Below are 24,433 nucleotides of genomic sequence, written 5' to 3' on the forward strand. Positions count from 1 at the left end.
CGTGAATAACAGCCGTACCCGTGTAGCCGTGATCTTCGGTGGCCGGAGCAATGAACATTCTGTGTCGTGCGTATCCGCCGGGAGCGTCCTCGCGCATCTCGATCCGGAACGCTACGACGTCGTGCCGATCGGCATCACCGCCGACGGGGCGTGGGTTCTCGGTTCCACCGATCCCGAATCGCTGGCCATCAGTGGTCGCGAGTTGCCCACCGTCGACAAGGACGGGACGGCGCTGACCCTGACTGCCGATCCGACGCGTTCCGGTGCGCTGCTGGCGCTCGACGGAACAGACGTGGGTTCTGTCCTGGCAACCGTCGACGTCGTATTTCCCGTGCTGCACGGTGCGTACGGTGAGGACGGCACCGTCCAGGGGCTGCTGGAAATGGCCGGCATTCCGTATGTCGGTCCCGGTGTGCTGGCGAGTGCCGCCGGTATGGACAAGGAATTCACCAAGAAACTGCTTGCTGCCGAGGGGTTGCCGGTCGGTGTGCAGGTTGTCCTTCGTCCGGGAACGGTGACCCTGAGCGACGAGCAGAAAGAGCAGTTGGGGCTTCCGGTCTTCGTGAAACCGGCTCGCGGCGGATCGTCGATCGGCATCACGCGGGTCACCGGTTGGGACGGCCTCGAGGGCGCGATCGCCCACGCTCGCCTGCATGATCCGAAGGTCATCATCGAAGGCGCGATCATCGGGCGGGAAGTCGAGTGCGGTGTGCTCGAGTTCCCCAGTGGCGACGTCAAGGCGAGTGTGGTCGCAGAGATCCGGATGCCCGCCGACGACGGTGACTCGGACGCGTTCTACGACTTCGACACCAAGTATCTCGACGACGTCTGCGAATTCGACGTCCCCGCACACTTGGACGAGGCTGTCAGTGATCAGATTCGCGAGTTGGCGGTGCGCGCCTTCACCGCACTCGATTGCCAGGGACTCTCGCGAGTGGACTTCTTCGTCACCGAAGACGGGCCCGTGATCAACGAGATCAACACCATGCCAGGATTCACGTCCATCTCGATGTATCCGAAGATGTGGAAGGCAACCGGAATCGATTACGGCACTTTGCTTTCCACGTTGGTCGACACGGCGCTCGCCCGCGGGACCGGATTGCGCTGACGGTAGGGGGCCGGGATTGCCCGGCCCCCTACCGCGCCGATCAGGGAACCGCGATCGGCGCCGGGTCGAGTGGCTGCTGCGGGATCGTCGCAGAGATGGTGTCCGAGATTTCCTGAATCGGAGTGGGGCCGGTGCCGTCGGGAACGGTAATTCCGATGTACTCGCCGCGATCGACGGCAAACCAGGTGCTGGCGGCCAAGCCGATGTCGGTGCCCGAGATCTGGAACCACTGGACGCCGTTGACTACCTGAAGTGCAGCGGCCTGATCGAACTCCACGGGCCGGTCGAGTCCGCAGCGCAGGACGATCGGTTCACTCTCGCTGCGTTGCCAGGCAGCGGCGCCGGCTGGTGCGGGTTCCGCCAGCTCGGCCTTGGTGAAGTCGTCGATGTCCTCGGGAAGTGCCTCCAGAAGTGAGACGCAGGCTTCCGAATTTGCGTTGGGCGCCGGAACCGGGCCGAGTGCGACCGGTTCGAGCGTGGGGTTCTTTCCGGCGATCACGGCGGCGATCACCAGCCCGACGATCAGGGCCACCGGCAGCGCGATGGCGGTAGCAATCAATGCCGGACTACGACGCTCGACCTCGTCGAGGTCGGTGCCGTCCGGCTCGTTCGTCTCGGGGGACGTGTTTTCAGACATGCTCAGTTCTTCGTTCGGTTCTTCGTTTGGTTGCTGCGGGTGCTCGCGTGGTCATCGGTAGAATTGCCACTGCTTTGACGGTACCGCAGGCCGCTTTCGGTCCGATCTGCGCTGAGAAAAAAGGGAGTGCTCATCTCGTCATCAGGATCGACCTCGCACGAACAGGCATCTTCATCGCCCCGCACGGTTGCGCAGGTGGGGGAGTTCGACGTGATCGCCCGCTCTCTTGCCGGTCGGATTCAACCGCTGACGACGGAGTTGGGTCCCGGTGACGATGCGGCGATTGTCACTGCAGCCGACGGCCGGGTCGTCATTTCCTCGGACATGCTGATCGAGGGACGGCATTTTCGGCTGGACTGGTCCGCGCCTCGCGACATCGGACGCAAGGCGGTGGCGCAGAACGCCGCCGACATCGTGTCGATGGGTGCGCGGCCGAGCGCCTTCACAGTGTCGTTGGGTTGCCCACCGTCTACTCCCATCGACGTGATGGACGAAATATCCTCGGGAATCTGGGATGCTGCAACGGATCTCGGTGCCGGCATCGTCGGTGGGGATTTGGTGCAGTCGCAGGACATTGTTGTCTCGGTGACTGTTCTCGGCGACCTGGGTGGACGACGGGCAGTCATGCGATCCGGCGCCCAGGTGGGTGACCGTGTTGCCGTTGCCGGGTTGTTCGGTTGTTCGGCAGCAGGTTTGGCGTTGCTGCTTGCGGGCGATCGATCGTTCCCGGACCTGTTGGAGCTCCATCGCGTTCCGGCGCCGCCGTACGAGTCTGCGTGGGCCGCGGCCGATACTGCTCACTCGATGACCGATATCTCGGACGGGGTGATCGCCGATCTTCGTCACCTCGCGGTGGCGTCGGGCGTCCAGGTCCGCATCGATTCCGGTGCTGTGCCGACATCGGCCGACGTGCCGAAAGCCGCAGCTGCTCTGGCGCTCGATCCATCGGAGTGGATACTCGAAGGTGGCGAAGATCATGGTTTTGCCGCGACTTTTGCAGCGGGCGAAAACCTGCCTTCGGGGTGGACCGTGATCGGCGACGTCGTTGCCGGCGCCGGAGTTGTGGTGGACGGCGAACTCCGTGAATCCGGCGGCGGCTGGCACAGCTTTTCGGCTACCGGCACCACCGCGGTATAGGTTCTCCTCATGGCTGTTTATGCACTAGGAGGCAAGGTTCCGGACATTCATCCGGACGCGTACGTACATCCCGACGCAGTGGTGATCGGCAACGTGAGCCTCGCTGCGGGAACATCGATCTGGCCGCAGGCCGTACTGCGTGGTGACTACGGAACCATCTCGGTGGGTGTTGGATCGAACATTCAGGACGGCACCGTGATTCATTGCACGGTTACCGAACCCACGATTATCGGCGCGGGATGTGTTGTGGGCCATAACGCGCACATCGAGGGGTCCACGATCGAGGACGGGTGCCTGATCGCATCCGGGTCGATCGTGCTCAACGGTTCGGTGATCGGTGCCGGGTCGATTGTGGGTGCCGGCGCCGTGATCGCCCGCGGTTTTGTCGTACCACCGCGCAGCATGGCCTTGGGAGTTCCTGCCAAGATTCGAGAAGGTTACGAAGTTCCGCTCGGTCATCTCGAAGCGAATGTCGCGAACTACTCCGCCAACGCCGCGTACTACCGCGACGCCCTGCGCAGGCTCGACTGATGGACACCCACATCGAATCCGGCTGGGCCACGGCGCTGGAACCGGTTTCCGAGCAGATCGCCCAGATGCAGAGGTTCCTCGACAACGAGACTGCAGCAGGCCGTGACTATCTGCCCGCTCGCGAGAATGTGCTGCGCGCGTTCACGAATCCGTTCGAGGACGTCAAAGTCCTTATCGTCGGGCAAGATCCGTATCCGACCCCCGGTCATGCGGTGGGCCTGAGCTTTTCGGTTGCCCCCGATGTTCGACCCGTTCCACGCAGTCTGGTCAACATCTACAAGGAATACCACCAGGATCTGGGGCTGCCGATTCCCGACGACGGGGATCTGACACCGTGGTCGAATCAGGGTGTGCTGCTGCTCAATCGTGTGCTGACCGTAGCGCCCGGGGCGGCGGCGTCACATCGGAAAAAGGGGTGGGAGCCGGTGACCGAACAGGCAATTCGCGCTCTCGTGGCCAGGCCCGCTCCGATGGTTGCCATCCTGTGGGGCCGCGACGCCGCAACGCTGGCACCGCTACTGGGAGACACCCCCATTATCGAATCTGCGCACCCGTCACCGCTTTCGGCGTCGCGCGGGTTCTTCGGTTCGCGCCCGTTCAGTCGGGCGAACCAACTGCTGACGGACATGGGGGCCACCCCGGTCGACTGGAATCTGGGATCAACCGCGAGCGTGACCGAACCACTCTGGTGAGAGCGGTCCGGTCACGCGAGCGTGTCAAGCCTGCTTGGCAGCTACAAAATCGGGGCGACGCTTCTCGACAAACGCGTCGACGCCCTCGCGGCCGATCGGACTGTTGGCGGCAAGCGCGATGGACGCTCCTTCGGCGTCGAGTTGCTCGGCGAGCGTGTTGGTTCGTGACGAGCGCAACAGTTCCTTGATGCCGGCGTACGACGACGACGGGCCGTGGGCGAGGCTGCGTGCGAGCCGAGCGGCTTCTTCCTGAACTTCGTCGTCACCGACGAGGCGTGTCAGGATGCCGAGGCGAACGGCTTCGTCGCCGCCGAGTACGGAATCGTTGAGCAGGATTTCACGAGCGCGAGCTGCGCCGACGATGCGGGGGAGCGTCCAGGACATTCCGCCGTCTGGAGTGAATCCGATGGAGGGGTACGCCGGGCGAAGTTTGGTGCTGGTGCCACCGATCGCGACGTCGGCGAGGCACACCAAACTCATGCCTGCGCCCGCAGCCCAGCCGTGTATTCCGGCAACAACAGGGGCAGACGCCGCGTCGAGGGCGCGCACGAAGACGTGGAATACCCGGGCAACTTCCCCGACGTACTCGCCGCGATCAGGAGCCGACGCAAAGGCGCGGACATTTCCGCCCGCGCAGAAGTTTCCGCCCTCGCCGACGAGGAGGATGCTGCCGACGTCGTTGCCGAACTGTTCCAGTGCCAGCGCGCCCTGGACCATCCCTTCGTCGTCGAGGGAGGTGCCGTTGGCGGCGGTGGAAATGGTGATGCGGAGTACGCCCTCGTCGAGCGTTACTTTGCTGAGGTCATCGATGGAAGTCACCTCACGCACATTACGGGTGGGGTGTCATGGCCGTCGCAAGAGGGACCCAGACAGAGACAGGACAAAGAACGACAAAAACAACTCTGCCCCCGACACCGAAGTGACGGGGGCAGAGCTTGCAATCGTTGTGCTCGGGCAATCAGCCCCGAGCGACCTTGCCTGCCTTCAGGCAGGAGGTGCACACGTTGACCTTACGGGTGTTACCCGGGGCAACCTCGGTACGAACAGACTGAATGTTCGGGTTCCAGCGACGATTGGTACGCCGGTGCGAGTGCGAGACCGACTTACCGAAGCCGGGCCCCTTGGCGCATACGTCGCAGACGGCAGCCATAGTCGCGAACTCCTTGTTAGAAATGAATATTGAAGTGGTCACCCTACACGGTAGGACGGGCAGAATGACAATTCGAATATACGCTGTGGATCTTGCGATACCGAATCGGTCCCTGACCGCTTACGGTGCAGTCGAGCGTGACAACACAGAACACTGTTGTAAACGATGCACCGAAGTGCACTGTTTGCAGCAATATTTGGTGTAGCCCGTTCGAGGCAACCGTGTAACAGTAACTGTTGACCGGTGGATTGACCAAACCGGCCTGCAAAACGGTGATTACGGAGTGTGCCCGACTACCCTCGACAGCATTCGTTTCCGTCCCTGTCGAGGGGGACATTTCCGCAGAGGGGATTGCCAGTGGGGGACGTGCAACGTCAGGGAGCGGACGCGACCGCGGACGGTCTCCTGTTGCGTCGGTGGGCGCGACGATCGGTCGATTGCCTCGAGGAGCGGCGCGGCGAGATCAACAGCCTCAACGTCTTTCCCATCCCTGATTCAGACACCGGCACAAATCTGCTGTTCACGATGCGTGCCGCGCTCGATTCTGCGGAGGCTTTGGACGGCGACGTCACCAGCGCTACCCGCACCGCCAATGCGCTGGCGCGGGGAGCGGTGGCGGGAGCACGCGGCAATTCCGGCGTCATCCTGTCCCAGGTGATTCGTGGGATTGCGGAGACGGTACGCGGGGAGCGGATCAACGGGCGCGATCTCGCGGAAGCACTGCAGACGGGTACCGAGCTTGCCTCACGCGCGGTGACGGATCTGGTCGAAGGCACCATCGTGACCGTTCTCCGGGCGTCGGGTGAAGCGGCCGCGCAGTGCGTCGGCGTGGATCTCCAGTCCGTTGCACTCGCCGCGGCAGACGCGGCGGCGCACGCCCTGGTCAAAACCCCACAGCAACTCGACGTGCTGGCTTCGGCGGGTGTCGTGGATGCCGGTGGACTTGGCTTGCTGGTGATTTTGGACGCTTTGGTCGAGTCGGTGTCGGGGAGCTCACCGGATCGGGCGGAACTGGGCGCCGGCCGCAATCACGGTCTGATCGCGGAGGTCAGCAGACGCGACCATGACTGGGACCGGAAATCGGGTCCGCTCGAGTGCGGCGACGATTCGGCGCAGGACTTCGAGGTGATGTACCTCGTCGACGAATCCGATGACGATCTGATGGCGGCTCTGCGCACCCGATTGGCGGTGCTCGGCGACTCGATTGTGATTGTCAGTGACGGATTCGGTGGTTGGTCGGTTCACGTGCATTGCTGTGACGCGGGCGCTGCAGTCGAGGCAGGCCTCGAAGCCGGCCGGGTGCACGGGATTCGGATCAGCAGTTTCCTCGTCGACGAACGTGATCAATTGGTCGCTCGTCAGGAGATGAAGTTTCAGGGCCACGATGCGCGTGGTGTGCTCGCCGTTGTGGCCGGCGACGGTGCTGCGGCGCTGTTCGAGAGCGAAGGTGCCTCGGTACTGCGATGCGACGACGCGCCGGTGACCCGCGCGCAACTCCTGGGCCATATCCGGACCATGGACCGCACCGAAGTGCTGGTGCTGCCCAACGGCGCGCTGAGCGCTCAGGAACTGGTCGCGGTCAGCGCGGCGGCCCGAGATCCGCTGCACCAGGTGCTTCTGCTCTCGACATCCTCGATGGTCCAGGGGTTGGCGGCGCTTGCCGTCCACGACGGCAGTCGTAACGTCGCCGACGACGGATTCACCATGTCCGAGTCGGCAGCGGCTACTCGGTGGGGATCCTTGCGGATCGCCGTGGAGCGGTCGCTGACGTTTGTCGGAACCTGCGACCCCGGTGATGCGATCGGATTGATGGGTCACGAGGTGGTGGTCATCGGACCGGACGTCGAGGCGTCCGCAGCGCGTTTGATCGATCTAGCGCTGGGATCAGGCGGCGAATTGGTCACACTGCTCATGGGCGCCGACGCCGCCGACGGCCTGTCCGAGCGAATGGAAGCGCATGTCATCAGCACCTACCCCGGCGTCGACGTGCTGATCTATCAGGGCGGTCAGCCGGGGGATCTCTTTCAGCTGGGCGTGGAGTGAGTCGTTTGTCGGGTAGTCCTGTCCGGAGCATGCGTGTCGGCGGCTACTGATATACGAATACCTGTGCATTTCGATCTGCGAGGAAACTGACATGGCAACGCTCGCCGACACCTTGGATCGGCTCCTGGGAAAGAAGACCGCGGACGCGCTGGCCGAGGCCTTCGAGATTCACACGGTCGAGGATCTGCTGCGCCACTACCCCCACCGGTACGCGTCGGCCGGTAAGGAACTGGCCGACAAGGAACCGCCGGAAGGCGAGCACATCACGATCATCGCTCGGGTGGCGTCCGCGAACATCGTGAACATGAAGTCCCGCACGGGCCAGATGCTCAAGGTCTCGCTCACGACGGACACGCAGACGGTCGACGTCACCTTCTTCAACCCGTACAAGGTGAAGCACGCGATCAAGCCCGGCGTACGGGCGATGTTCTCCGGCACGGTCAAGTACTTCCGGAACAAGTGGAGTCTGACGCACCCCAGCTATCTGATCCTGCCGGAACCTCGTGCCGGGGAAGAAGATTCGGTGGTTCCCTTGAAAGCGGTCAAGGGTGCCGGCGATCTCGCGGGACTGGCGCGTGCAAGTTCGGCGCCAGGCGCCGAACTCGACTACTCGATTTTCGAGCGTGAATTCATCCCGCTGTATCCGGCCACGCGCGAGGTGGAGAGCTGGACGATCATGCGGTGCGTCCGGCAAGTTCTCGACCAACTTGATCCGATTCCCGAACCACTCCCGGCCGAGACTCTGGCCGAACATCATTTTGTCGGGTTGGACGAGGCACTGAGAACGGTGCACCTGCCCGATACCAAGGACGACATCGAACGTTCCCGCGAGCGATTGCGGTTCGACGAGGCGCTGTCGCTGCAATTGGTTCTGGCGATGCGCCGTCACGACAATTCCGAGCGGGTGGCACCGGCGTGCCTGCCCGTCGCGGGCGGTATCGCCGAGCAGTTCGAGGAAATGTTGCCGTTCACCCTGACTGAAGGGCAGCAAGCCGTCGCCGCGGAGATCGCGGCCGATCTCTCGCAGACTCACCCCATGAGCAGACTCCTGCAGGGTGAGGTCGGCTCGGGTAAGACCATCGTGGCGCTGCGGGCGATGCTCCAGGCGGTTGACGCGGGATACCAATGTGCACTGCTTGCGCCCACCGAGGTGTTGGCCAATCAGCATGCGCGGTCCCTGCGCGCGATGATGGGCCCGCTCGCAACCGGGGGAGAGCTGGGTTCGGCCGAGCACTCCACTCGGATCGCCTTGCTCACCGGTTCACTCCCCGTCGCGGCAAAGCGTGCCGCCCTTCTCGACGCGGTGACCGGTGATGCGGGAATTGTCATCGGAACTCACGCCCTCATCCAGGACAGTGTCGAGTTCTTCAACCTCGGCATGGTCGTGGTGGACGAGCAGCACAGGTTCGGAGTGGAACAGCGAGATCACCTACGCTCGCGAGCCCGCGACGGTCTGAGCCCCCACCTGCTGGTCATGACGGCTACTCCTATTCCGCGCACGATTGCCATGACGGTGCTCGGCGATCTGGAAGTGTCCACGTTGCGCGAATTGCCTCGTGGGCGTAGCCCGATCAAGAGCAGCGTTGTGCCGGCAAAGCAGAAGCCCGCGTGGGTGGATCGGGCGTGGGCCAGGATTCGTGAGGACGTCGCAGACGGGCGTCAGGCCTATGTCGTGTGTTCTCGTATCGGTGACGGCGAACCTGCTGCGGGCGAGGATCAGTTCACCGAGGAGAAGCAGCCCGAAACGAAGTCGGCCGTCGACGTTTTCGAGGAGTTGTCCAGCGGCCCGCTGTCCGATCTGCGTGTCGGTCTCCTGCACGGTCGCCTGCCTTCTGACGAGAAAGACGTTGTCATGAGCGCGTTCAACGTCGGCGACATCGACGTACTCGTGTGTACCACTGTCGTGGAGGTCGGTGTGGACGTGCCGAACGCGACGGTCATGGTGATCGTCGACGCCGAGCGTTTCGGTGTCAGCCAACTACATCAGTTGCGTGGCCGGGTGGGGCGTGGAAAACACCAGGGACTGTGCATTCTCGTGACGGGAAGCAGCCCCGGCGGACCGGCGTACGAGCGACTGTCCGCGGTAGCCGCCACCAACGACGGCTTCGAACTGGCTCAACTCGATCTCGCGACGCGACGTGAGGGAGACATCCTCGGAGCTGCGCAATCCGGCACGACGTCCAACCTGCGATTGCTCTCGCTCATCGCGCACGGTGACATTCTCGAATCCGCGCGTGATTTCGCGACCGGGGTTGTCGAACGGGATCCGGCGCTCGCCCAGCATCCCGCACTGGCGTCGATGGTGAGCGCCGCCCTGGACTCCGATCGGATCGAGTATCTCGAGAAATCGTGAGAAGTATGACGACGAACTGAATACGAATAGCCGCAGGACCATCACGTTTGTTTCTCGATTCAGTTCTAAGATGTGGGATGCCGTGTGCTTGTGCGGACGGAATTCACGGTAGTTTTTCCCCATGTTCTCCAAAGTGCTCGTCGCGAACCGCGGCGAAATTGCGATCCGTGCATTCCGTGCTGCCTACGAACTAGGTGCTGGAACTGTTGCGGTGTTCCCGTACGAGGATCGGAATTCGATCCACCGTCTGAAGTCCGATGAGAGTTATCAGATCGGGGAGAAGGGTCACCCGGTTCGGGCGTATCTGTCGGTGGAGGAGATCGTGGAGGCGGCGAAGAACGCCGGTGCCGATGCGATTTATCCGGGCTACGGGTTCCTGTCCGAGAATCCGGATCTGTCGGCGGCGTGTGCGGCGGCGGGCATCAAGTTCGTCGGCCCGTCCGCGGAGATCCTCGAGCTGACCGGTAACAAGGCACGGGCGATTGCCGCGGCGAAGGCTGCGGGTCTTCCGGTGCTGGCGTCGTCGGAGCCTTCGTCCGATATCGACGAGTTGCTCGCTGCGGCGGAGGACATGACCTTCCCGATTTTCGTGAAGGCCGTCGCCGGTGGTGGTGGCCGCGGTATGCGCCGCGTCGCCGAGCGGTCCCTGCTCAAGGAATCCATCGAAGCCGCGGCACGTGAAGCGGAATCCGCTTTCGGTGATCCGACGGTGTTCCTCGAGCAGGCTGTCATCGATCCTCGGCACATCGAGGTGCAGATCCTCGCCGACGAGCACGGCAACGTCATTCACCTTTTCGAGCGTGACTGCTCGTTGCAGCGTCGCCACCAGAAGGTGATCGAGCTTGCTCCGGCCCCGAATCTGTCGGAGGAGTTGCGGGCCAAGATCTGCGCCGACGCTGTGGCTTTCGCGAAGCAGATCGGCTACACGTGTGCCGGTACGGTGGAGTTCCTTCTCGATACGCGTGGCAATCACGTGTTCATCGAGATGAATCCGCGAATCCAGGTGGAGCACACGGTCACCGAGGAAGTGACGGACGTTGATCTCGTGCAGTCGCAGTTGCTCATCGCGTCCGGCTCGACACTCGACGACTTGGGGTTGACGCAGGATTCGATCAAGTTGCGGGGCGCGGCGCTGCAGTGCCGCATCACCACCGAGGACCCGGCTAACGGGTTCCGCCCGGATACGGGCCGGATCACCGCGTACCGCACCCCGGGCGGTGCGGGTATTCGTCTCGACGGCGGCGCGACTCTCGGTGCGGAGGTCGGTGCGTACTTCGACTCGATGTTGGTCAAGTTGACGTGTCGTGGGCGTGACCTCGAGGCGGCTGTGGCGCGGGCGCGCCGCGCGGTCACGGAGTTCCGTATCCGCGGCGTGTCGACGAATATCCCGTTCCTGCAGGCGGTTCTCGACGACCCGGACTTCAAGGCGGGGCGGGTGACGACGTCGTTCATCGAGGAGCGTCCGCACCTGTTGACGCAGCGTTCGTCGGCGGACCGTGGTACCAAGATCCTCACCTATCTCGCCGACGTCACGGTCAACAAGCCGCACGGTGAGCGCCCGTCGGCGGTGTACCCGCAGGACAAGCTGCCGAAGATCGACCTGTCGACTCCGCCGCCGGCGGGCAGCCGTCAGCGGTTGCTCGAGCTCGGGCCGGAAGGTTTCGCGAAGGCGCTGCGTGAGCAGAAGGCTGTTGCGGTCACCGACACCACGTTCCGCGACGCACATCAGTCGCTGTTGGCGACGCGCGTGCGTACCAGTGGCCTGCTCGACGTCGCCGGTCACGTTGCCCGGTTGACGCCGGAGTTGCTCTCCATCGAGGCGTGGGGCGGCGCGACGTACGATGTGGGACTTCGTTTCCTGCACGAGGATCCGTGGTATCGCCTTGCGGCGCTGCGTGAAGCGATCCCGAACATCAACCTGCAGATGTTGCTGCGTGGTCGAAACACGGTGGGCTACACGCCGTATCCGGAGAAGGTCACCCGCGCGTTCGTGCAGGAAGCCACCGACACCGGTATCGACATCTTCCGAATCTTCGACGCGCTCAACAACGTCGACCAGATGCGGCCCGCTATCGATGCGGTCCGTGAGACCGGTACGGCTCTCGCGGAGGTTGCGCTGAGTTACACCGGCGACCTGTCGGATCCGAACGAAACGCTCTACACCCTCGACTACTACCTGAAGTTGGCCGAGGAAATCGTCGACGCCGGCGCACATGTCCTGGCGATCAAGGACATGGCCGGACTGCTCCGTGCCCCGGCCGCGACGAAGCTCGTGACCGCGCTGCGCAGCAACTTCGATCTGCCGGTGCACGTACATACGCACGACACCCCCGGTGGGCAGTTGGCAACGTACTTCGCTGCCTGGCAGGCCGGCGCGGACGCTGTCGACGGCGCGTCGGCGGCATTGGCGGGCACCACCAGCCAGCCCGCGCTGTCGGCGATCGTGGCGGCGGCGGCGCATTCGGAGTTCGACACCGGACTGAATTTGCAGAACGTGTGCGATCTCGAGCCGTACTGGGAGGCGCTGCGAAAGGTGTACGCGCCGTTCGAGTCCGGGCTGCCGGCCCCGACCGGACGTGTCTACACGCACGAGATCCCCGGCGGTCAGCTCTCCAACCTCCGCACTCAGGCAGTGGCATTGGGCCTCGGTGACCGGTTCGAGGAAGTCGAAGCGAAGTACGCCGACGCGGACCGCATGCTCGGGCACCTGGTGAAGGTGACTCCGTCGTCGAAGGTCGTGGGCGATCTCGCCCTGCATCTCGTCGGTGCCGGTGTTCCGTCGGACGAGTTCGCTGCGGACCCGGCGAAGTTCGACATCCCCGACTCGGTTGTCGGGTTCCTGCGCGGTGAGTTGGGTACCCCGCCCGGCGGCTGGCCGGAACCGTTCCGCAGCAAGGCACTCGAGGGCCGCGGCCCGGCGAAGCCGGAAACACCGCTCTCCGCTGCCGACGAGGCATTGCTCGAAGGTTCGTCGAAGGACCGTCAGGGTGCGTTGAACCGTCTGCTCTTCCCCGGCCCGACCAAGGAATTCCTCGAGCACCGCGACAAGTACGGGGACACGTCCCGGCTCTCGGCGAACCAGTTCTTCTACGGACTGCGGCGCGGCGAGGAGCATCGCGTCGAACTGACGCCGGGTGTTCAGTTGATCATCGGGCTCGAAGCGATCTCCGAACCCGACGAGCGTGGCTACCGCACCGTCATGTGCATCCTCAACGGGCAGTTGCGTCCGGTGTCCATCCGGGACAGGTCCATCGCCAGCGATGTGCCGGTGGCCGAGAAGGCCGACAAGAACAACCCCGGTCACGTCGCCGCGCCGTTCGCCGGTGTCGTCACGTTGGCTGTCGCTGAGGGTCAGAAGATCGAGGCCGGCGACACCGTCGCCACGATCGAAGCGATGAAGATGGAAGCGGCGATCACCTCACCGCGCGGCGGCATCGTCTCCCGCATCGCGATCAGCGCAGTCCAGCAGGTCGAAGGCGGTGACCTCCTCGTGGTCGTCTCCACCGGGGAGAGCGCCGCAGAGTGACACGCATTATCTCGGGACTCGCAGGCGGTCGCCGCCTGCGAGTCCCGCCGAGCGGAACCCGGCCCACCTCGGACCGGGTCCGCGAGGCCCTTTTCAGTGCGCTGGAAGCGCGTATCGACCTCGACGGCTGTGCTGTCCTCGACCTGTTCGCCGGTTCCGGAGCCCTCGGCCTCGAGGCGCTCTCGCGCGGCGCCGAGCACGTGATGCTCGTCGAGTCCGATGCAAAAGCAGCAGCGGTGATCAAGGACAACATCGGAGTTGTCGGGCTACCGGGCGCGGTACTGCGGGCAGCGCCGGTCGCGGCTGTCGTCTCCAGCCCGAGTGCTCGTGAATACGACATCGTCATCGCAGACCCGCCGTACGCGGTCACCGATGACGCGGTGGTATCCATCCTCCACAACCTTCAGACCAACAACTGGGTGGGGGATGGCACGATCGTCGTTCTCGAACGATCGTCCCGATCGCCGGAGACCGTCTGGCCGGACGGGTTCGAACCCGTCAAGGCGAAGAAGTACGGCGAAGCCCGGATCGAACTGGCAACCTGCTACGGTCTGGACTCATGACTGGCGCCGTTTGCCCCGGATCCTTCGACCCTGTGACCAACGGTCACCTCGACGTAATCGGAAGAGTTGCTGCGCAATTCGACGAGGTCGTGGTCACCGTGATGATCAACAAGAACAAGCGCGGAATGTTCACCGTCGAAGAGCGCATCGAGATGCTCGAAGATGCGACGAGCCACCTGCCCAACGTTCGAGTGACGTCCTGGCACGGGCTTCTGGTCGACTACGCGAAGCAAGAGGGCATCACCGCGATCGTCAAGGGTCTGCGCGGCGCCAACGACTTCGACTACGAACTGCAGATGGCGCAGATGAACAAGAAGCTCAGCGGCGTCGATACGTTGTTCGTCGCAACCAACCCCACGTACAGCTACCTGTCCAGCTCGCTGGTCAAGGAAGTTGCCACCTTCGGTGGTGATGTCGCTGACATGTTGCCCGCAAAAGTGCACGCCCGCTTGCTCGACCGCATCGCGGAACGGGCTGCCGAAAACAGCTGATACCCGACACACCGCCCCCAGACGCACCTGGGGAGCCGATCTTCCGGCAAACTTGTCGTCAAGGAACGGGCGCAGATCCAGGTGGATCGGTGACGATGTGGGCCGATAGTTGGCCGGTGAAGATTGGGGTTGCTTGTGTACCGGGTATTCGAGGCGCTTGACGAACTGGTCGCGATAGTCGAAGAGGCACGAGGCGTTCCGATGACTGCCGGGTGCGTCGTCCCACGGGGCGACGTGCTCGAGCTGCTCGACGATGTCCGTGACGCTATTCCGAGTGAGCTCGACGATGCCCAGGACGTCCTCGATCATCGCGACAAGTTGGTCTCGGACGCGCGGTCCACCGCCGAAAAGACTGTCAGCAGCGCCAACGCGGAAGCAACGTCGACGGTCGAGAATGCCCGCGACGACGCCGATCGGATCCTGTCCGACGCCAAGGCCCAGGCAGACCGCATGGTTGCCGAGGCGAGCGCTCACGCCGACCAGCTGGTTGCCGACGCAGAGGTGGAAGCCGAACGCACGGTCACCGACGGTCGACGCGAGTACGACGCCGTCACGTCTCGTGCGCGTGACGAATCCGATCGCATGATCGACGCCGGCAAGGCGTCGTACGACCGCTCGGTCTCCGAGGGCACCGCCGAGCAGGCACGCCTGGTTTCCCAGACCGAGGTGGTCCAGACCGCGCGCGCCGAGTCGGCTCGGGTGATCGACGCCGCGCACGCGGAATCCGATCGGATGCGCTCGGAGTGCGATCTGTACGTCGATACCAAACTTGCGGAGTTCGAGGAGTTCCTCAACGGGACTGTTCGATCCGTCGGCCGCGGTCGTCAGCAATTGCGGACGGGTTCGGGCGTACCGGACTACCTCGATGACGATCGGCGTCAGGATCGACGACGCTAGGCTCCCTATCCGGATTGGGTCTGCTGCACACTCTCGGGTATTGTGGAGTGGTTGCCCATCCAGTTTCAACAGTTAGGTGAGTTCTCTTTGTCAACGCATCGTCGTCATTCATCGCATCAGTCAACTGATGCGGGATTCTTGCTGGACACCGTCAAGTTAGGTCGGCGTCCAGGGTCGATGCGCACTGTCGAGAGAACGATCCAGTCGCCGGATCGCATCGGTCTCGATCTCATCGCGATCGAAGCAGGTTCGGACATAGATCTCGATCTTCGTATGGAAGCGGTATCCGAGGGCGTTCTCGTCACCGGGACCGTGCACGCACCCACTGCGGGTGAGTGCTCACGGTGTCTCGAGCCGTTCACGAGCGTTGTGGACGTCTATCTCACGGAGTTGTTCGCTTACCCGGACAGCGCCACTGAGGAGACAACCGAGGAGGGTGAGGTCTACCAGGTCGAAGACGACGAAATCGATCTGGAACCGGTCATCGTCGATGCAGTCGGACTGGCGCTTCCGCTCCAGCCTTTGTGCAGTGACGATTGCCTGGGATTGTGCTCAGAATGCGGCATTCGCCTGGCGATTGCGGAATCTGGGCATGGGCATGACATACTTGATCCTCGCTGGGCTGGTCTCGCGGCCAAATTTGGCGTGGAATCAAACACCAGTGAAAATCTTGTGATCACCGAAGCCGAGGAGAAGTAGAAGTGGCTGTCCCCAAGCGCAAAATGTCGCGATCCAACACGCGGTCGCGTCGTAGCCAGTGGAAGACCACTGTGCCCACCCTCGTTACCTGCCCCAACCGTGGCTGTGGCGAGCAGACCTTGCCCCACATCGCGTGCCCGTCCTGCGGTACGTACAAGGGCCGCCAGGTAACCGCTGCTGTCTAGTTCTCCACGGAGAAAGACTATGACGAGCGACAATACAGTTTCAGCCGCTGGCGGCGAGGGCAATCACGACACGCTCCTCGCCGCTATCGGCGTCGATATAGAGCCTGGCCTCTTGACGCTGGCTCTCACCCACCGCTCGTACGCCTACGAGAACGGTGGCCTGCCGACGAACGAGCGCCTCGAGTTTCTCGGGGATTCCGTTCTCGGTCTCACCGTCACCGAAAATCTTTATCTGTCACACCCCACCAAGTCCGAGGGTGACCTCGCCAAGATTCGTGCGAGCGTAGTCAACATGCACGCTCTGGCCGAGGTTGCGCGGACTCTGGGTGAAGGTGGACTCGGAGCGCATCTGCTTCTGGGCAAGGGCGAGGAAATGACGGGTGGCCGTGACAAGCCGTCCATCCTCGCCGACGGCATGGAATCCATTCTGGGTGCCATCCACTTGCAGCACGGAATCGATACCGCGCGCCGCGTGGTCCTCGATCTGTTCGACGATCTTCTGACCCGTGCTCCGCTTCTGGGTGCCGGTTTGGACTGGAAGACCAGTCTGCAGGAGTTGACCGCAGAACACGGTGCCGGTGTTCCCGTGTACGAGATCACGGCTACCGGCCCCGATCATGACAAGGAATTCACGGCCACTGTGCTTATCAGCGGCAATCCCTTGGGCGTCGGCGTCGGTCGGTCCAAGAAGGAAGCCGAGCAGAAGGCAGCGAGCACGGCGTGGAAAGCGATGTCGGAGAAGGCTTCCGAGGACGCTGCTGTTGCCGAGGGCGCTGTCGATGCTCCGGTCGATCTGGCCGGCTGAGTTCTTCTCTTGCCTGAACTGCCCGAAGTCGAAGTCGTTCGCCGCGGCCTACAGTCTCATGCTGTAGGTGCGGCGATCGAGGCTGTCGAAGTTCTCCATCCTCGCGCCATTCGCCGCCACGTTCTCGGGTCGGATGATCTGATCGGGCAATTGACGGGTCAGACCATCGCTTCGGCCGAGCGCCGCGGCAAATACCTGTGGCTGGTTCTCGAACCCGCCGGTGTGGGTGTCGTGGTTCACCTCGGAATGAGCGGGCAGATGCTCGTTCAGCCGCCCACTGTGGACTGGGAAAAGCACCTTCGTATCCGACTGGCTCTGGATTCCGGAGCCGACCTTCGGTTTGTCGATCAGCGCACCTTCGGTGGCTGGTCGATTTCGCCGTTGGTGGAGGTAGACGGGACCCTGCTGCCGGAGTCGGTGGCGCACATCGCGCGTGACCCGATGGACGAGGCTTTCGATCTCGAATCGGTGGTGAGCGTTCTGCGCGGCAAGCACAGTGAAGTCAAACGTGCACTACTCGATCAAACCGTCGTCTCCGGTATCGGCAACATCTATGCCGACGAATCACTGTGGCGGGCAAAGGTTCACGGCAACAGAATTGCCGAGACCCTGACGAAGCCGAAATTGCGCGAACTCGTGACGGCAGCCCGCAGTGTCATGGGCGAGGCGCTCGAGCAGGGCGGTACGTCCTTCGATGCGTTGTATGTCAACGTCAACGGAGAGTCCGGTTATTTCGATCGTTCACTCTCCGCCTACGGTCAGGAAAACCTGCCGTGCCCGCGGTGCGGTGCGCCCATCCGGCGTGAGAAGTTCATGAACCGATCCTCGTTCAGTTGCCCGCGTTGCCAACCGGCACCCAGGTCGCGGCGAAACGTAGCGTAGGTCGTCGCACTCGCCACTACCGGGTGGTGGCAAGATTGCGGCATGGCTGAACAGACTGCTGACAACGCACCTGCACACACCGAACTCTGGGTCGAACGTACCGGCACCCGCCTCTACACCGGCAAGAGTTCGCGGGGCGCCGAAGTTCTCATCGGATCGGAATCGGTACCGGGCGTTTTCACGCCGGGTGAACTTCTCAAGATCGCTTTGGCAGCCTGCTCGGGAATGAGTTCGGACTTCCCGATTTCGCGCCGCCTCGGCGACAACTACGACGCGACCATTCGTGTCTCGGGAACCGCTGACCGCGAGAACGAGGTGTACCCGCAGTTGGACGAGGTTCTCGAACTGGACCTCAGTGAACTCGATGCCGATGCCCAGCAGCGGTTGATCACGTTGATCGAACGATCCGTCGACAAGGTCTGCACGGTGGGACGCACCCTCAAAGCCGGTACCAAGGTCACGTTGACCATCGATACGGACGCCTGATGCTGCGCGCCGGCAGTGTTGTCGCTGCGCTGGTACTCGGTTGTGCTGTAGCAGTGTCCACTCCGGCGGCCGCAGCTGGCGATGGTTGCGGGGAGTGGACGTCGACGCTCGTGACTTCCGGCGCGGGAATGCTCGAAAATCTGGCGTTCGACGGAGCCGGGTCGATGGTGTTGTCGCAGTCCGCCCTCGTCGGTCCGGGATCGCTGCTGACCGTTGCACCGGACGGAAGCCGAAAGACTCTGGTGAGCAATGTGAACGGGCCTGGTGGGCTGGTAGCCCAAGACGGCGCCGTGTACTTCACTACCGGAAACTCTGCAGTCTCAGGACTGTTCGGGATCGCCGACGGAACTGTGGGCCGAGTCGACGTTGGGGACGGGGTAGTGACGAAGATCGCCGACGGCCTGGTGATGCCCAATGGCCTTGTGCCGCTGGACGGCAATCGATTCCTGACGACGCGCACCCTGACAAAACCTGGGTTGACCATGATCAACAGTGACGGATCGACGACGGTGGTGCGAGAGGACTTGGGCACCGTCGACGGGTTGGCCCGATCGGGGCAGAATATTTTTGTGACAACAACATTCGATCTCACCACGGCAATTCACATCCTCGATGCCGACGATCTGGGCGGCGCTGTGCGAACCATTGCGTTGCCGGGGTTCGGTCCGGCGAACATGGCCGACGACTTGACTGTCGGACCGGACGGAGCGCTGTACGTGGCGTTCAACGCCGGTGGCAAGGTGGTGCGGGTTGATCCGGAGTGGGGAACCTCCTGTGAGATTGCTTCCGGTTTGCCGTTGACCTCGGCGGTCAAGTTCGGCGCGGGGCCGGGGTGGGATCCGAATGCGCTGTACACCACCAGTTTCCTGGGTGACGTGCACAAACTGGAACGGGTCGGTGGTATGTCATGAGTGATCCGGTGCGGTTGACGGCATGGGTGCACGGCTTCGTCCAAGGCGTCGGGTTCCGGTGGTGGACCCGGGCCCGCGCTTTGGAATTGGGGCTGGTGGGATACGCATCGAATCAACGCGACGGTCGGGTACTCGTTGTCGCGGAGGGTGATCGGGAGTCGCTGGAGCGGTTGCTCGAACTGTTGCGCTCGGGCACGACGCCGGGAAGCGTCGACCTGGTTGTCGACAGTTGGGACGCCGCGCGGGGAGACCTGTCCGGGTTCGTCGAACGCTGACCGCGATGACGGTAAAGTTCTCCGCATGCATCTCAAGAGTCTGACGCTTAAAGGCTTCAAGTCTTTTGCGTCGGCAACGACTCTGCGATTCGAACCTGGCATCACCTGCGTGGTCGGTCCTAACGGTTCCGGAAAATCGAATGTCGTCGACGCGCTGTCCTGGGTCATGGGTGAGCAGGGCGCCAAGGCGCTACGCGGCGGAAAAATGGAAGACGTCATCTTTGCCGGAACCTCCGGCCGGGCACCGCTCGGCCGCGCGGAAGTGACGTTGACCATCGACAACTCCGACGGCGCTCTTCCGATCGACTACACCGAGGTGTCGATCACACGGCGGATGTTTCGCGACGGCGCCGGGGAATACGAGATCAACGGCTCGTCGTGCCGGTTGATGGATGTCCAGGAGTTGCTCAGCGACTCCGGAATCGGCCGTGAAATGCACGTCATCGTCGGCCAGGGCAGGCTTGCGGCGATCTTGGAATCGCGGCCGGAGGATCGCCGCGCATTCATCGAGGAAGCTGCCGGCGTGCTGAAACACCGTCGGCGCAAGGAAAAAGCGGTACGCAAGCTCGATTCCATGCAGGCGAACCTCGCCCGGCTGAGCGATCTCACCGCGGAATTACGACGCCAACTCAAGCCACTCGGGCGTCAGGCCGAAGTTGCCCGGCGCGCGCAGACCGTGCAGGCAGATCTGCGCGACGCCAAGATGCGTTTGGCCGCAGACGATCTCGTGACCCGGCGCAACGATCTTCAGGATCAAGCGCAGGACGAGAAGGCCGTGCGCGAGCAACACAATCAGGTGGCAGCCGCACTCGACGAAGCCAATCTCGAACTCGGTCGCCAAGAGCAGGCGCTGGCCCGGCTGACGCCCGGCGCAGAAGCTGCGGCGCAGACCTGGTTCCAATTGTCGGCGCTCGCGGAACGAGTCAATGCCACCGTGCGTATCGCCCGTGAGCGTGCACGTCACCTCGACACCGAACCGGTTGGCGCGCGTGGCCAGGATCCGGACGAGATGGAGGCGCGTGCCGAGCGAATGGCAGCCGAGGAAGCCGAGCTGATCGAAGGCGTCGAGATTGCGCGTGCTGCAGCCGAGGCCGCCCGCGAACAGTTGGCCGCCACGGAAGACGCTGCAGCAGAAGCGGAACGGGCACACATGGCCGAGGTGCGCGCTGTTGCCGATCGCCGTGAGGGGCTCGCTCGACTGTCCGGGCAGGTAGACACCCTGCGCACGCGCGTCGAATCCGCGGATGCCGATGTTGCGCGGCTCACCGAATCCATCGCGGAATCCCGCCGCCGCGGAAACGACGCGGAAGCCGAATTCGCGACCGTGCAGGAGAGCATCGGCGACCTCGACGCCGGAGAAGTCGGTCTCGACACCAACCACGAGCGCGCCGTCGAGGCTCTCACGATCATCAACGCGCGGGTTGACGAGTTGCGCGGTGAAGAGAAGTCGAGCGGCCAGCGCGTCGCGTCGTTGAGCGCTCGCATCGAGGCGCTCTCGATCGGGTTGGCCCGCAAGGACGGCGCCGGCTGGCTGCTGGAGCACCACGACGGCGTCACCGGCGCGCTGGCCGACGTGATCCGCGTGACACCGGGCTACGAGAGTGCAATTGCCGCGGCGATGGGCCCGGCCGCGGATGCTGTTGTCGCGCAGTCGAACGATGTCGCACGATCTGCGGTGTCGGCGTTGGCCGAGCACGACGGCGGGCAAGCAGCGTTGATCGTCCACGGGCACGCCGGCGTGTTCGCTCCGGCCGACCTGGGTCCGGGTATTCGCCGGGCCGTCGACGTCATCGAGTGCGCCGACGAACTGCGAGCCGGACTCAACGCGCTTCTGGGCGACGTGGTTCTGGTCGATACCGTCGACGAGGCGATGCGAGTTGTGTCCGAGCACAGCATGATTCGGGCAGTAGACAGATCCGGGAACCTGCACGGCCGGGGGTGGTTCGTCGGCGGTTCCGATCGACAGCCGAGCACGCTGGAAACCCAAGCGTCCATTGATGCGTCCGCAGCCGAACTCACGCTGACACAACTGCGGGCCGAGGAGTTGGACGCAGCCTTGGCCGGCGCATTGGCGGAACAGGCAACCAGGCAGGAAACTGCGGAACAGACTCTTGCCGCCCTCAACGAATCCGATGCGGCGATCTCCGCGATCTACGAACAGTTGGGCAGACTCGGTCAAGCGGTGCGAGTCGCACACGAAGAATCGGAGCGGCTGACGTTGCACCGTAGTCGCGCTGAAGCGGGGCGAGTCGAATCTCTCACTGCGCTGACCGAACTGGAAGAACGCCTTCGGCGTGTGGAGAACACCGGCGGGTTCGAAGCCGGGGAACCGGAATCGACCACCGCTGACCGCGAAATGGCGGCAGCAGCGCTCGCGGAGGTGCGCATCGTCGAAATGGATGCGCGGCTCACCGTACGGACTGCCGAGGAACGCGCCGAATCCGTTCGCGGAAAAGCAGATTCGCTGCGCCGCGCGGCGGCTGCCGAACGTGAAGCGAGGGTGCGTGCAGAACAAGCCTTACGGGCCCGCGCCCACGCGGCCGCTGTGGCGGCGGCAGTTGCAGAATCAGGTGTGCGAGTCGCAAGCGAACTCGAGACCGTCGTGGCGTCGGCGGTGGCTCACCGTGACGACCTGGCGCGCGCCCGCACCGAATGCGTCACCAAACTCGACCAGGTTCGTGAGATCGTCAAGGCGCTGAACGGGCAGCTCGCATCGTTGACCGATGCCGTGCACCGCGACGAAGTTGCCAAGGCACAGGCGGCGCTGCGCATCGAGCAACTGGAAGAGTCCATTCTCGATCAGTACGGAATCGGGCTTGACGATCTGGTCGCCGAGTACGGCCCCGACGTCGAACTGCCTCCGACCGCCCTCGAGTTGGCGGAGTACGAAGAGGCCAAGGCCCGCGGTGAGCAGGTCACCGCTCCGGCGCCCGCACCGTACGACCGCGCCACGCAGGAGCGACGAGCCAAGCGGGCCGAGAAAGACCTTGCGACTCTCGGCAAGGTCAATCCGCTGGCGCTCGAAGAATTTGCCGCCCTCGAAGAGCGATACACCTTTCTTTCCACCCAACTCGAAGACGTCAAGACCGCGCGCAAGGATCTCCTCGCGGTGGTCGCCGACGTCGACGCCCGGATCTTGCAGGTGTTCACCGAGGCGTACACCGACGTCGCCCGTGAGTTTGTCGGTGTATTCGAGACGCTGTTCCCCGGCGGCGAAGGTCGACTTGTACTCACCGACCCGTCGGACATGCTCACCACCGGTATCGAGGTCGAAGCGCGACCACCGGGAAAGAAAGTCAAACGGCTCTCCTTGCTCTCGGGTGGAGAGAAATCCTTGACAGCGGTGGCCATGCTCGTCGCGATTTTCCGGGCCCGGCCGTCACCGTTCTACGTCATGGACGAAGTGGAAGCCGCACTCGACGACACCAACCTGCGCCGACTCATCGGGCTCTTCGAGCAGTTGCGGGAAAAATCGCAGCTGATCGTGATCACGCACCAGAAACCCACCATGGAAATCGCGGATGCTCTGTACGGAGTGAGCATGCGCGGAGACGGTATTACGACGGTCATTTCCCAGCGATTGCGCGGGCAAGACCTCGCCGTTCGGTAAGCCTTGGTCACTTTCTGTTGCCAGGCCTGAAACAATGAGCCGGTGACTACCCAGGCTTGGATCATCATCGCGGCTGTCGCGGCCGTAATACTTATTGCTCTCGTGGCGGGTTTCCTGCGCTACCGCAGCCGCCAGGTGTCGTTGAAGGCACCCGAGACGAAGCCGGAGCTCGGCGCACCGGAGAAGGACAAGTCAGGCGGCTACAAAGCCGGCGGCGGGTTCAACTTCAGTGAGGGGTCAACGGCAACGGCACCGCCGCCAGCGCCGGTCCCGCCGACAAAGCCGGCTGTACCGGAAAAGCCAGTCGTTCCGGAGACACCGGTTGTTCCGGAACCGGCACCGCCGGTTGTCGAGAAACCCGTTATCGAAGAGCCGGTCGTCGAAGAGCCGGTTATCGAAGAGCCAGTCGTCGAAGAACCGGTCGTCGAAGAACCGGAACCCGTTGTCGAGACAGCTCCGGTCGAACCCGTTGTAGTTGAGCCCGTAGTGGTCGAGCCCGCCCCGCGGGTTCTCGACGAGATCGAACCGACTGAAGGACGACTCGATCGCCTGCGCGGTCGCCTGTCTCGTTCACAGTCCGCCGTCGGCAAGAGCTTGCTGGGTCTGCTCGGTGGCGGCGATCTGGACGAGGATTCGTGGGAAGAGGTCGAGGACACCCTGCTGATCGCGGACCTCGGTTCTGCGACGACGGAAAAGATTGTCACCACGTTGCGGGCGCAGATGGCTGCCCGCAGTGTTCGGACCGAGGCCGAGGCCCGTGCATTGCTGCGTGAGGTACTGGTCGCGGAGCTTCGTCCGGAACTGGATCGCTCGATCCGGGCGCTTCCGCACGACGATCATCCAGCAGTGCTTCTTGTTGTCGGTGTGAACGGAACCGGTAAGACCACCACGACAGGCAAGCTGGCCCGCGTCTTGGTCGCAGACGGTCGACGGGTACTTCTCGGTGCCGCTGATACGTTCCGCGCCGCTGCGGCCGATCAGCTGCAGACATGGGGCGAGCGCGTCGGCGCTGACGTTGTTCGCGGTAAGGAAGGCGGCGATCCTGCTGCTATTTCCTTCGATGCCGTGAGTCGTGGCATCGAGGAGGGCGTCGACGTCGTGTTGATCGACACTGCCGGCCGCTTGCACACCAAGACCGGTTTGATGGACGAGCTCGGCAAGGTCAAACGCGTAATCGAGAAGAAGGCGTCGGTCGACGACGTCCTGTTGGTTCTCGACGCCACCGTGGGGCAGAACGGTCTCGCTCAGGCTCGCGTGTTTGCCGAAGTTGTCGATATCACCGGTGTTGTTCTGACCAAGTTGGACGGCACTGCAAAGGGCGGAATCGTCTTCCAGGTTCAGCATGAACTCGGGGTTCCGGTGAAGCTTGTCGGCCTCGGTGAGGGTGCTGACGACCTGGCTCCGTTCGAACCGGGAGCGTTTGTCGACGCCCTCTTGGGCTGACTCCCTGTG

General features: G+C 63.4%; 22 protein-coding genes. 19 read left to right on the forward strand and 3 right to left on the reverse strand.

Annotated features, from left to right (window positions below; all coding sequences use genetic code 11):
• Nucleotide 1: 1 nt before the first annotated feature.
• On the forward strand, nucleotides 2-1,108 hold the full coding sequence (locus ACFRFQ_RS18310; RefSeq protein WP_378660409.1) for a D-alanine--D-alanine ligase family protein: 1,107 nt from the start codon (nucleotides 2-4) through the stop codon (nucleotides 1,106-1,108).
• Nucleotides 1,109-1,148: 40 nt separating this feature from the next.
• Here the strand turns inward: ACFRFQ_RS18310 and ACFRFQ_RS18315 are convergent, their stop codons facing one another.
• Entirely contained in the window at nucleotides 1,149-1,745 is a 597-nt protein-coding gene (locus ACFRFQ_RS18315; RefSeq protein ID WP_378660412.1) for a DUF3515 domain-containing protein, read from the reverse strand.
• Between the two features lie 126 nt (nucleotides 1,746-1,871).
• Here ACFRFQ_RS18315 and ACFRFQ_RS18320 point away from each other — a divergent pair, with 126 nt between their 5' ends.
• Genes ACFRFQ_RS18320 through ACFRFQ_RS18330 form a run of 3 tightly spaced genes read left to right on the forward strand, consistent with a single transcriptional unit; the run spans nucleotide 1,872 to nucleotide 4,105 of the window.
• Entirely contained in the window at nucleotides 1,872-2,882 is a 1,011-nt protein-coding gene (locus ACFRFQ_RS18320) for a thiamine-phosphate kinase (RefSeq protein WP_378660415.1), read from the forward strand.
• A 9-nt stretch (nucleotides 2,883-2,891) separates the two neighbouring features.
• A complete protein-coding gene (locus ACFRFQ_RS18325; protein WP_378660417.1) occupies nucleotides 2,892-3,413 on the forward strand; it encodes a gamma carbonic anhydrase family protein in 522 nt (173 codons plus the stop codon).
• A complete protein-coding gene (locus tag ACFRFQ_RS18330) occupies nucleotides 3,413-4,105 on the forward strand; it encodes a uracil-DNA glycosylase (protein ID WP_378660420.1) in 693 nt (230 codons plus the stop codon). The genes ACFRFQ_RS18325 and ACFRFQ_RS18330 overlap by 1 nt, the downstream gene beginning before the upstream one ends.
• A gap of 24 nt (nucleotides 4,106-4,129) precedes the next feature.
• On the opposite strand, the gene ACFRFQ_RS18335 is transcribed toward ACFRFQ_RS18330, so the two are convergent.
• Together ACFRFQ_RS18335 and rpmB are read right to left on the reverse strand one after the other, a co-directional pair.
• A complete protein-coding gene (locus ACFRFQ_RS18335) occupies nucleotides 4,130-4,924 on the reverse strand; it encodes an enoyl-CoA hydratase-related protein (protein ID WP_378660423.1) in 795 nt (264 codons plus the stop codon).
• A 139-nt stretch (nucleotides 4,925-5,063) separates the two neighbouring features.
• Nucleotides 5,064-5,255 (reverse strand): 50S ribosomal protein L28, encoded by a 192-nt coding sequence (rpmB, locus tag ACFRFQ_RS18340; protein WP_003942669.1) that lies wholly within the window; start codon nucleotides 5,253-5,255, stop codon nucleotides 5,064-5,066.
• A gap of 357 nt (nucleotides 5,256-5,612) precedes the next feature.
• On the opposite strand from rpmB, the gene ACFRFQ_RS18345 reads away from it, so the two are divergent.
• The 15 genes from ACFRFQ_RS18345 (at nucleotide 5,613) to ftsY (ending at nucleotide 24,424) form a co-directional block, all read left to right on the forward strand.
• Nucleotides 5,613-7,298, forward strand: coding sequence for a DAK2 domain-containing protein (locus tag ACFRFQ_RS18345; RefSeq protein ID WP_378660426.1), 1,686 nt, complete (start codon nucleotides 5,613-5,615; stop codon nucleotides 7,296-7,298).
• A gap of 91 nt (nucleotides 7,299-7,389) precedes the next feature.
• On the forward strand, nucleotides 7,390-9,651 hold the full coding sequence (gene recG / locus ACFRFQ_RS18350; RefSeq protein ID WP_378660429.1) for an ATP-dependent DNA helicase RecG: 2,262 nt from the start codon (nucleotides 7,390-7,392) through the stop codon (nucleotides 9,649-9,651).
• Nucleotides 9,652-9,772: 121 nt separating this feature from the next.
• A complete protein-coding gene (locus tag ACFRFQ_RS18355) occupies nucleotides 9,773-13,177 on the forward strand; it encodes a pyruvate carboxylase (protein ID WP_378660431.1) in 3,405 nt (1,134 codons plus the stop codon).
• Nucleotides 13,174-13,740 carry a 16S rRNA (guanine(966)-N(2))-methyltransferase RsmD gene (rsmD, locus tag ACFRFQ_RS18360; protein ID WP_378660434.1) on the forward strand — a complete coding sequence of 189 codons (567 nt, stop codon included), beginning with the start codon at nucleotides 13,174-13,176 and terminating at the stop codon, nucleotides 13,738-13,740. Before ACFRFQ_RS18355 ends, rsmD begins: the two co-directional genes overlap by 4 nt.
• Nucleotides 13,737-14,231 (forward strand): pantetheine-phosphate adenylyltransferase, encoded by a 495-nt coding sequence (gene coaD / locus ACFRFQ_RS18365; protein ID WP_138873006.1) that lies wholly within the window; start codon nucleotides 13,737-13,739, stop codon nucleotides 14,229-14,231. The genes rsmD and coaD overlap by 4 nt, the downstream gene beginning before the upstream one ends.
• A gap of 135 nt (nucleotides 14,232-14,366) precedes the next feature.
• Nucleotides 14,367-15,128, forward strand: coding sequence for a DivIVA domain-containing protein (locus tag ACFRFQ_RS18370; protein WP_378660635.1), 762 nt, complete (start codon nucleotides 14,367-14,369; stop codon nucleotides 15,126-15,128).
• Nucleotides 15,129-15,266: 138 nt separating this feature from the next.
• Nucleotides 15,267-15,827, forward strand: a complete 561-nt coding sequence (locus ACFRFQ_RS18375; RefSeq protein WP_378660437.1) for a YceD family protein — start codon at nucleotides 15,267-15,269, stop codon at nucleotides 15,825-15,827.
• A gap of 2 nt (nucleotides 15,828-15,829) precedes the next feature.
• Nucleotides 15,830-16,012, forward strand: coding sequence for a 50S ribosomal protein L32 (rpmF, locus tag ACFRFQ_RS18380; RefSeq protein ID WP_007729318.1), 183 nt, complete (start codon nucleotides 15,830-15,832; stop codon nucleotides 16,010-16,012).
• Between the two features lie 19 nt (nucleotides 16,013-16,031).
• Nucleotides 16,032-16,817, forward strand: coding sequence for a ribonuclease III (gene rnc / locus ACFRFQ_RS18385; protein ID WP_378660440.1), 786 nt, complete (start codon nucleotides 16,032-16,034; stop codon nucleotides 16,815-16,817).
• A gap of 9 nt (nucleotides 16,818-16,826) precedes the next feature.
• Nucleotides 16,827-17,699 carry a bifunctional DNA-formamidopyrimidine glycosylase/DNA-(apurinic or apyrimidinic site) lyase gene (gene mutM / locus ACFRFQ_RS18390; RefSeq protein ID WP_378660443.1) on the forward strand — a complete coding sequence of 291 codons (873 nt, stop codon included), beginning with the start codon at nucleotides 16,827-16,829 and terminating at the stop codon, nucleotides 17,697-17,699.
• A gap of 42 nt (nucleotides 17,700-17,741) precedes the next feature.
• On the forward strand, nucleotides 17,742-18,185 hold the full coding sequence (locus ACFRFQ_RS18395) for an OsmC family protein (RefSeq protein WP_138873009.1): 444 nt from the start codon (nucleotides 17,742-17,744) through the stop codon (nucleotides 18,183-18,185).
• Complete coding sequence (locus tag ACFRFQ_RS18400) at nucleotides 18,185-19,096, forward strand: SMP-30/gluconolactonase/LRE family protein (protein ID WP_378660446.1); 912 nt, start codon at nucleotides 18,185-18,187, stop codon at nucleotides 19,094-19,096. Before ACFRFQ_RS18395 ends, ACFRFQ_RS18400 begins: the two co-directional genes overlap by 1 nt.
• On the forward strand, nucleotides 19,093-19,371 hold the full coding sequence (locus ACFRFQ_RS18405; protein WP_138873011.1) for an acylphosphatase: 279 nt from the start codon (nucleotides 19,093-19,095) through the stop codon (nucleotides 19,369-19,371). The genes ACFRFQ_RS18400 and ACFRFQ_RS18405 overlap by 4 nt, the downstream gene beginning before the upstream one ends.
• A 25-nt stretch (nucleotides 19,372-19,396) precedes the next feature.
• Nucleotides 19,397-22,981: a chromosome segregation protein SMC gene (smc, locus tag ACFRFQ_RS18410; protein WP_378660449.1), complete on the forward strand. Its 3,585-nt coding sequence runs from the start codon at nucleotides 19,397-19,399 to the stop codon at nucleotides 22,979-22,981.
• A gap of 42 nt (nucleotides 22,982-23,023) precedes the next feature.
• A complete protein-coding gene (gene ftsY, locus ACFRFQ_RS18415) occupies nucleotides 23,024-24,424 on the forward strand; it encodes a signal recognition particle-docking protein FtsY (protein ID WP_378660452.1) in 1,401 nt (466 codons plus the stop codon).
• The last annotated feature ends 9 nt before the right edge of the window (nucleotides 24,425-24,433 follow it).

The organism is Rhodococcus sp. NPDC056743 (assembly GCF_042790355.1).
In the GTDB taxonomy this organism is placed as follows: Bacteria; Actinomycetota; Actinomycetes; order Mycobacteriales; family Mycobacteriaceae; genus Rhodococcus_F.

Coding starts and splice junctions, on each gene's coding strand:
- ACFRFQ_RS18315 (WP_378660412.1), bottom strand. CDS start 1,745: ATGTCTGAAAACACGTCCCCCGAGACGAACGAGCCGGACGGCACCGAC.
- ACFRFQ_RS18325 (WP_378660417.1), top strand. CDS start 2,892: ATGGCTGTTTATGCACTAGGAGGCAAGGTTCCGGACATTCATCCGGAC.
- ACFRFQ_RS18330 (WP_378660420.1), top strand. CDS start 3,413: ATGGACACCCACATCGAATCCGGCTGGGCCACGGCGCTGGAACCGGTT.
- rpmB (WP_003942669.1), bottom strand. CDS start 5,255: ATGGCTGCCGTCTGCGACGTATGCGCCAAGGGGCCCGGCTTCGGTAAG.
- recG (WP_378660429.1), top strand. CDS start 7,390: ATGGCAACGCTCGCCGACACCTTGGATCGGCTCCTGGGAAAGAAGACC.
- ACFRFQ_RS18355 (WP_378660431.1), top strand. CDS start 9,773: ATGTTCTCCAAAGTGCTCGTCGCGAACCGCGGCGAAATTGCGATCCGT.
- coaD (WP_138873006.1), top strand. CDS start 13,737: ATGACTGGCGCCGTTTGCCCCGGATCCTTCGACCCTGTGACCAACGGT.
- rnc (WP_378660440.1), top strand. CDS start 16,032: ATGACGAGCGACAATACAGTTTCAGCCGCTGGCGGCGAGGGCAATCAC.
- ACFRFQ_RS18395 (WP_138873009.1), top strand. CDS start 17,742: ATGGCTGAACAGACTGCTGACAACGCACCTGCACACACCGAACTCTGG.
- ACFRFQ_RS18400 (WP_378660446.1), top strand. CDS start 18,185: ATGCTGCGCGCCGGCAGTGTTGTCGCTGCGCTGGTACTCGGTTGTGCT.
- ACFRFQ_RS18405 (WP_138873011.1), top strand. CDS start 19,093: ATGAGTGATCCGGTGCGGTTGACGGCATGGGTGCACGGCTTCGTCCAA.
- smc (WP_378660449.1), top strand. CDS start 19,397: ATGCATCTCAAGAGTCTGACGCTTAAAGGCTTCAAGTCTTTTGCGTCG.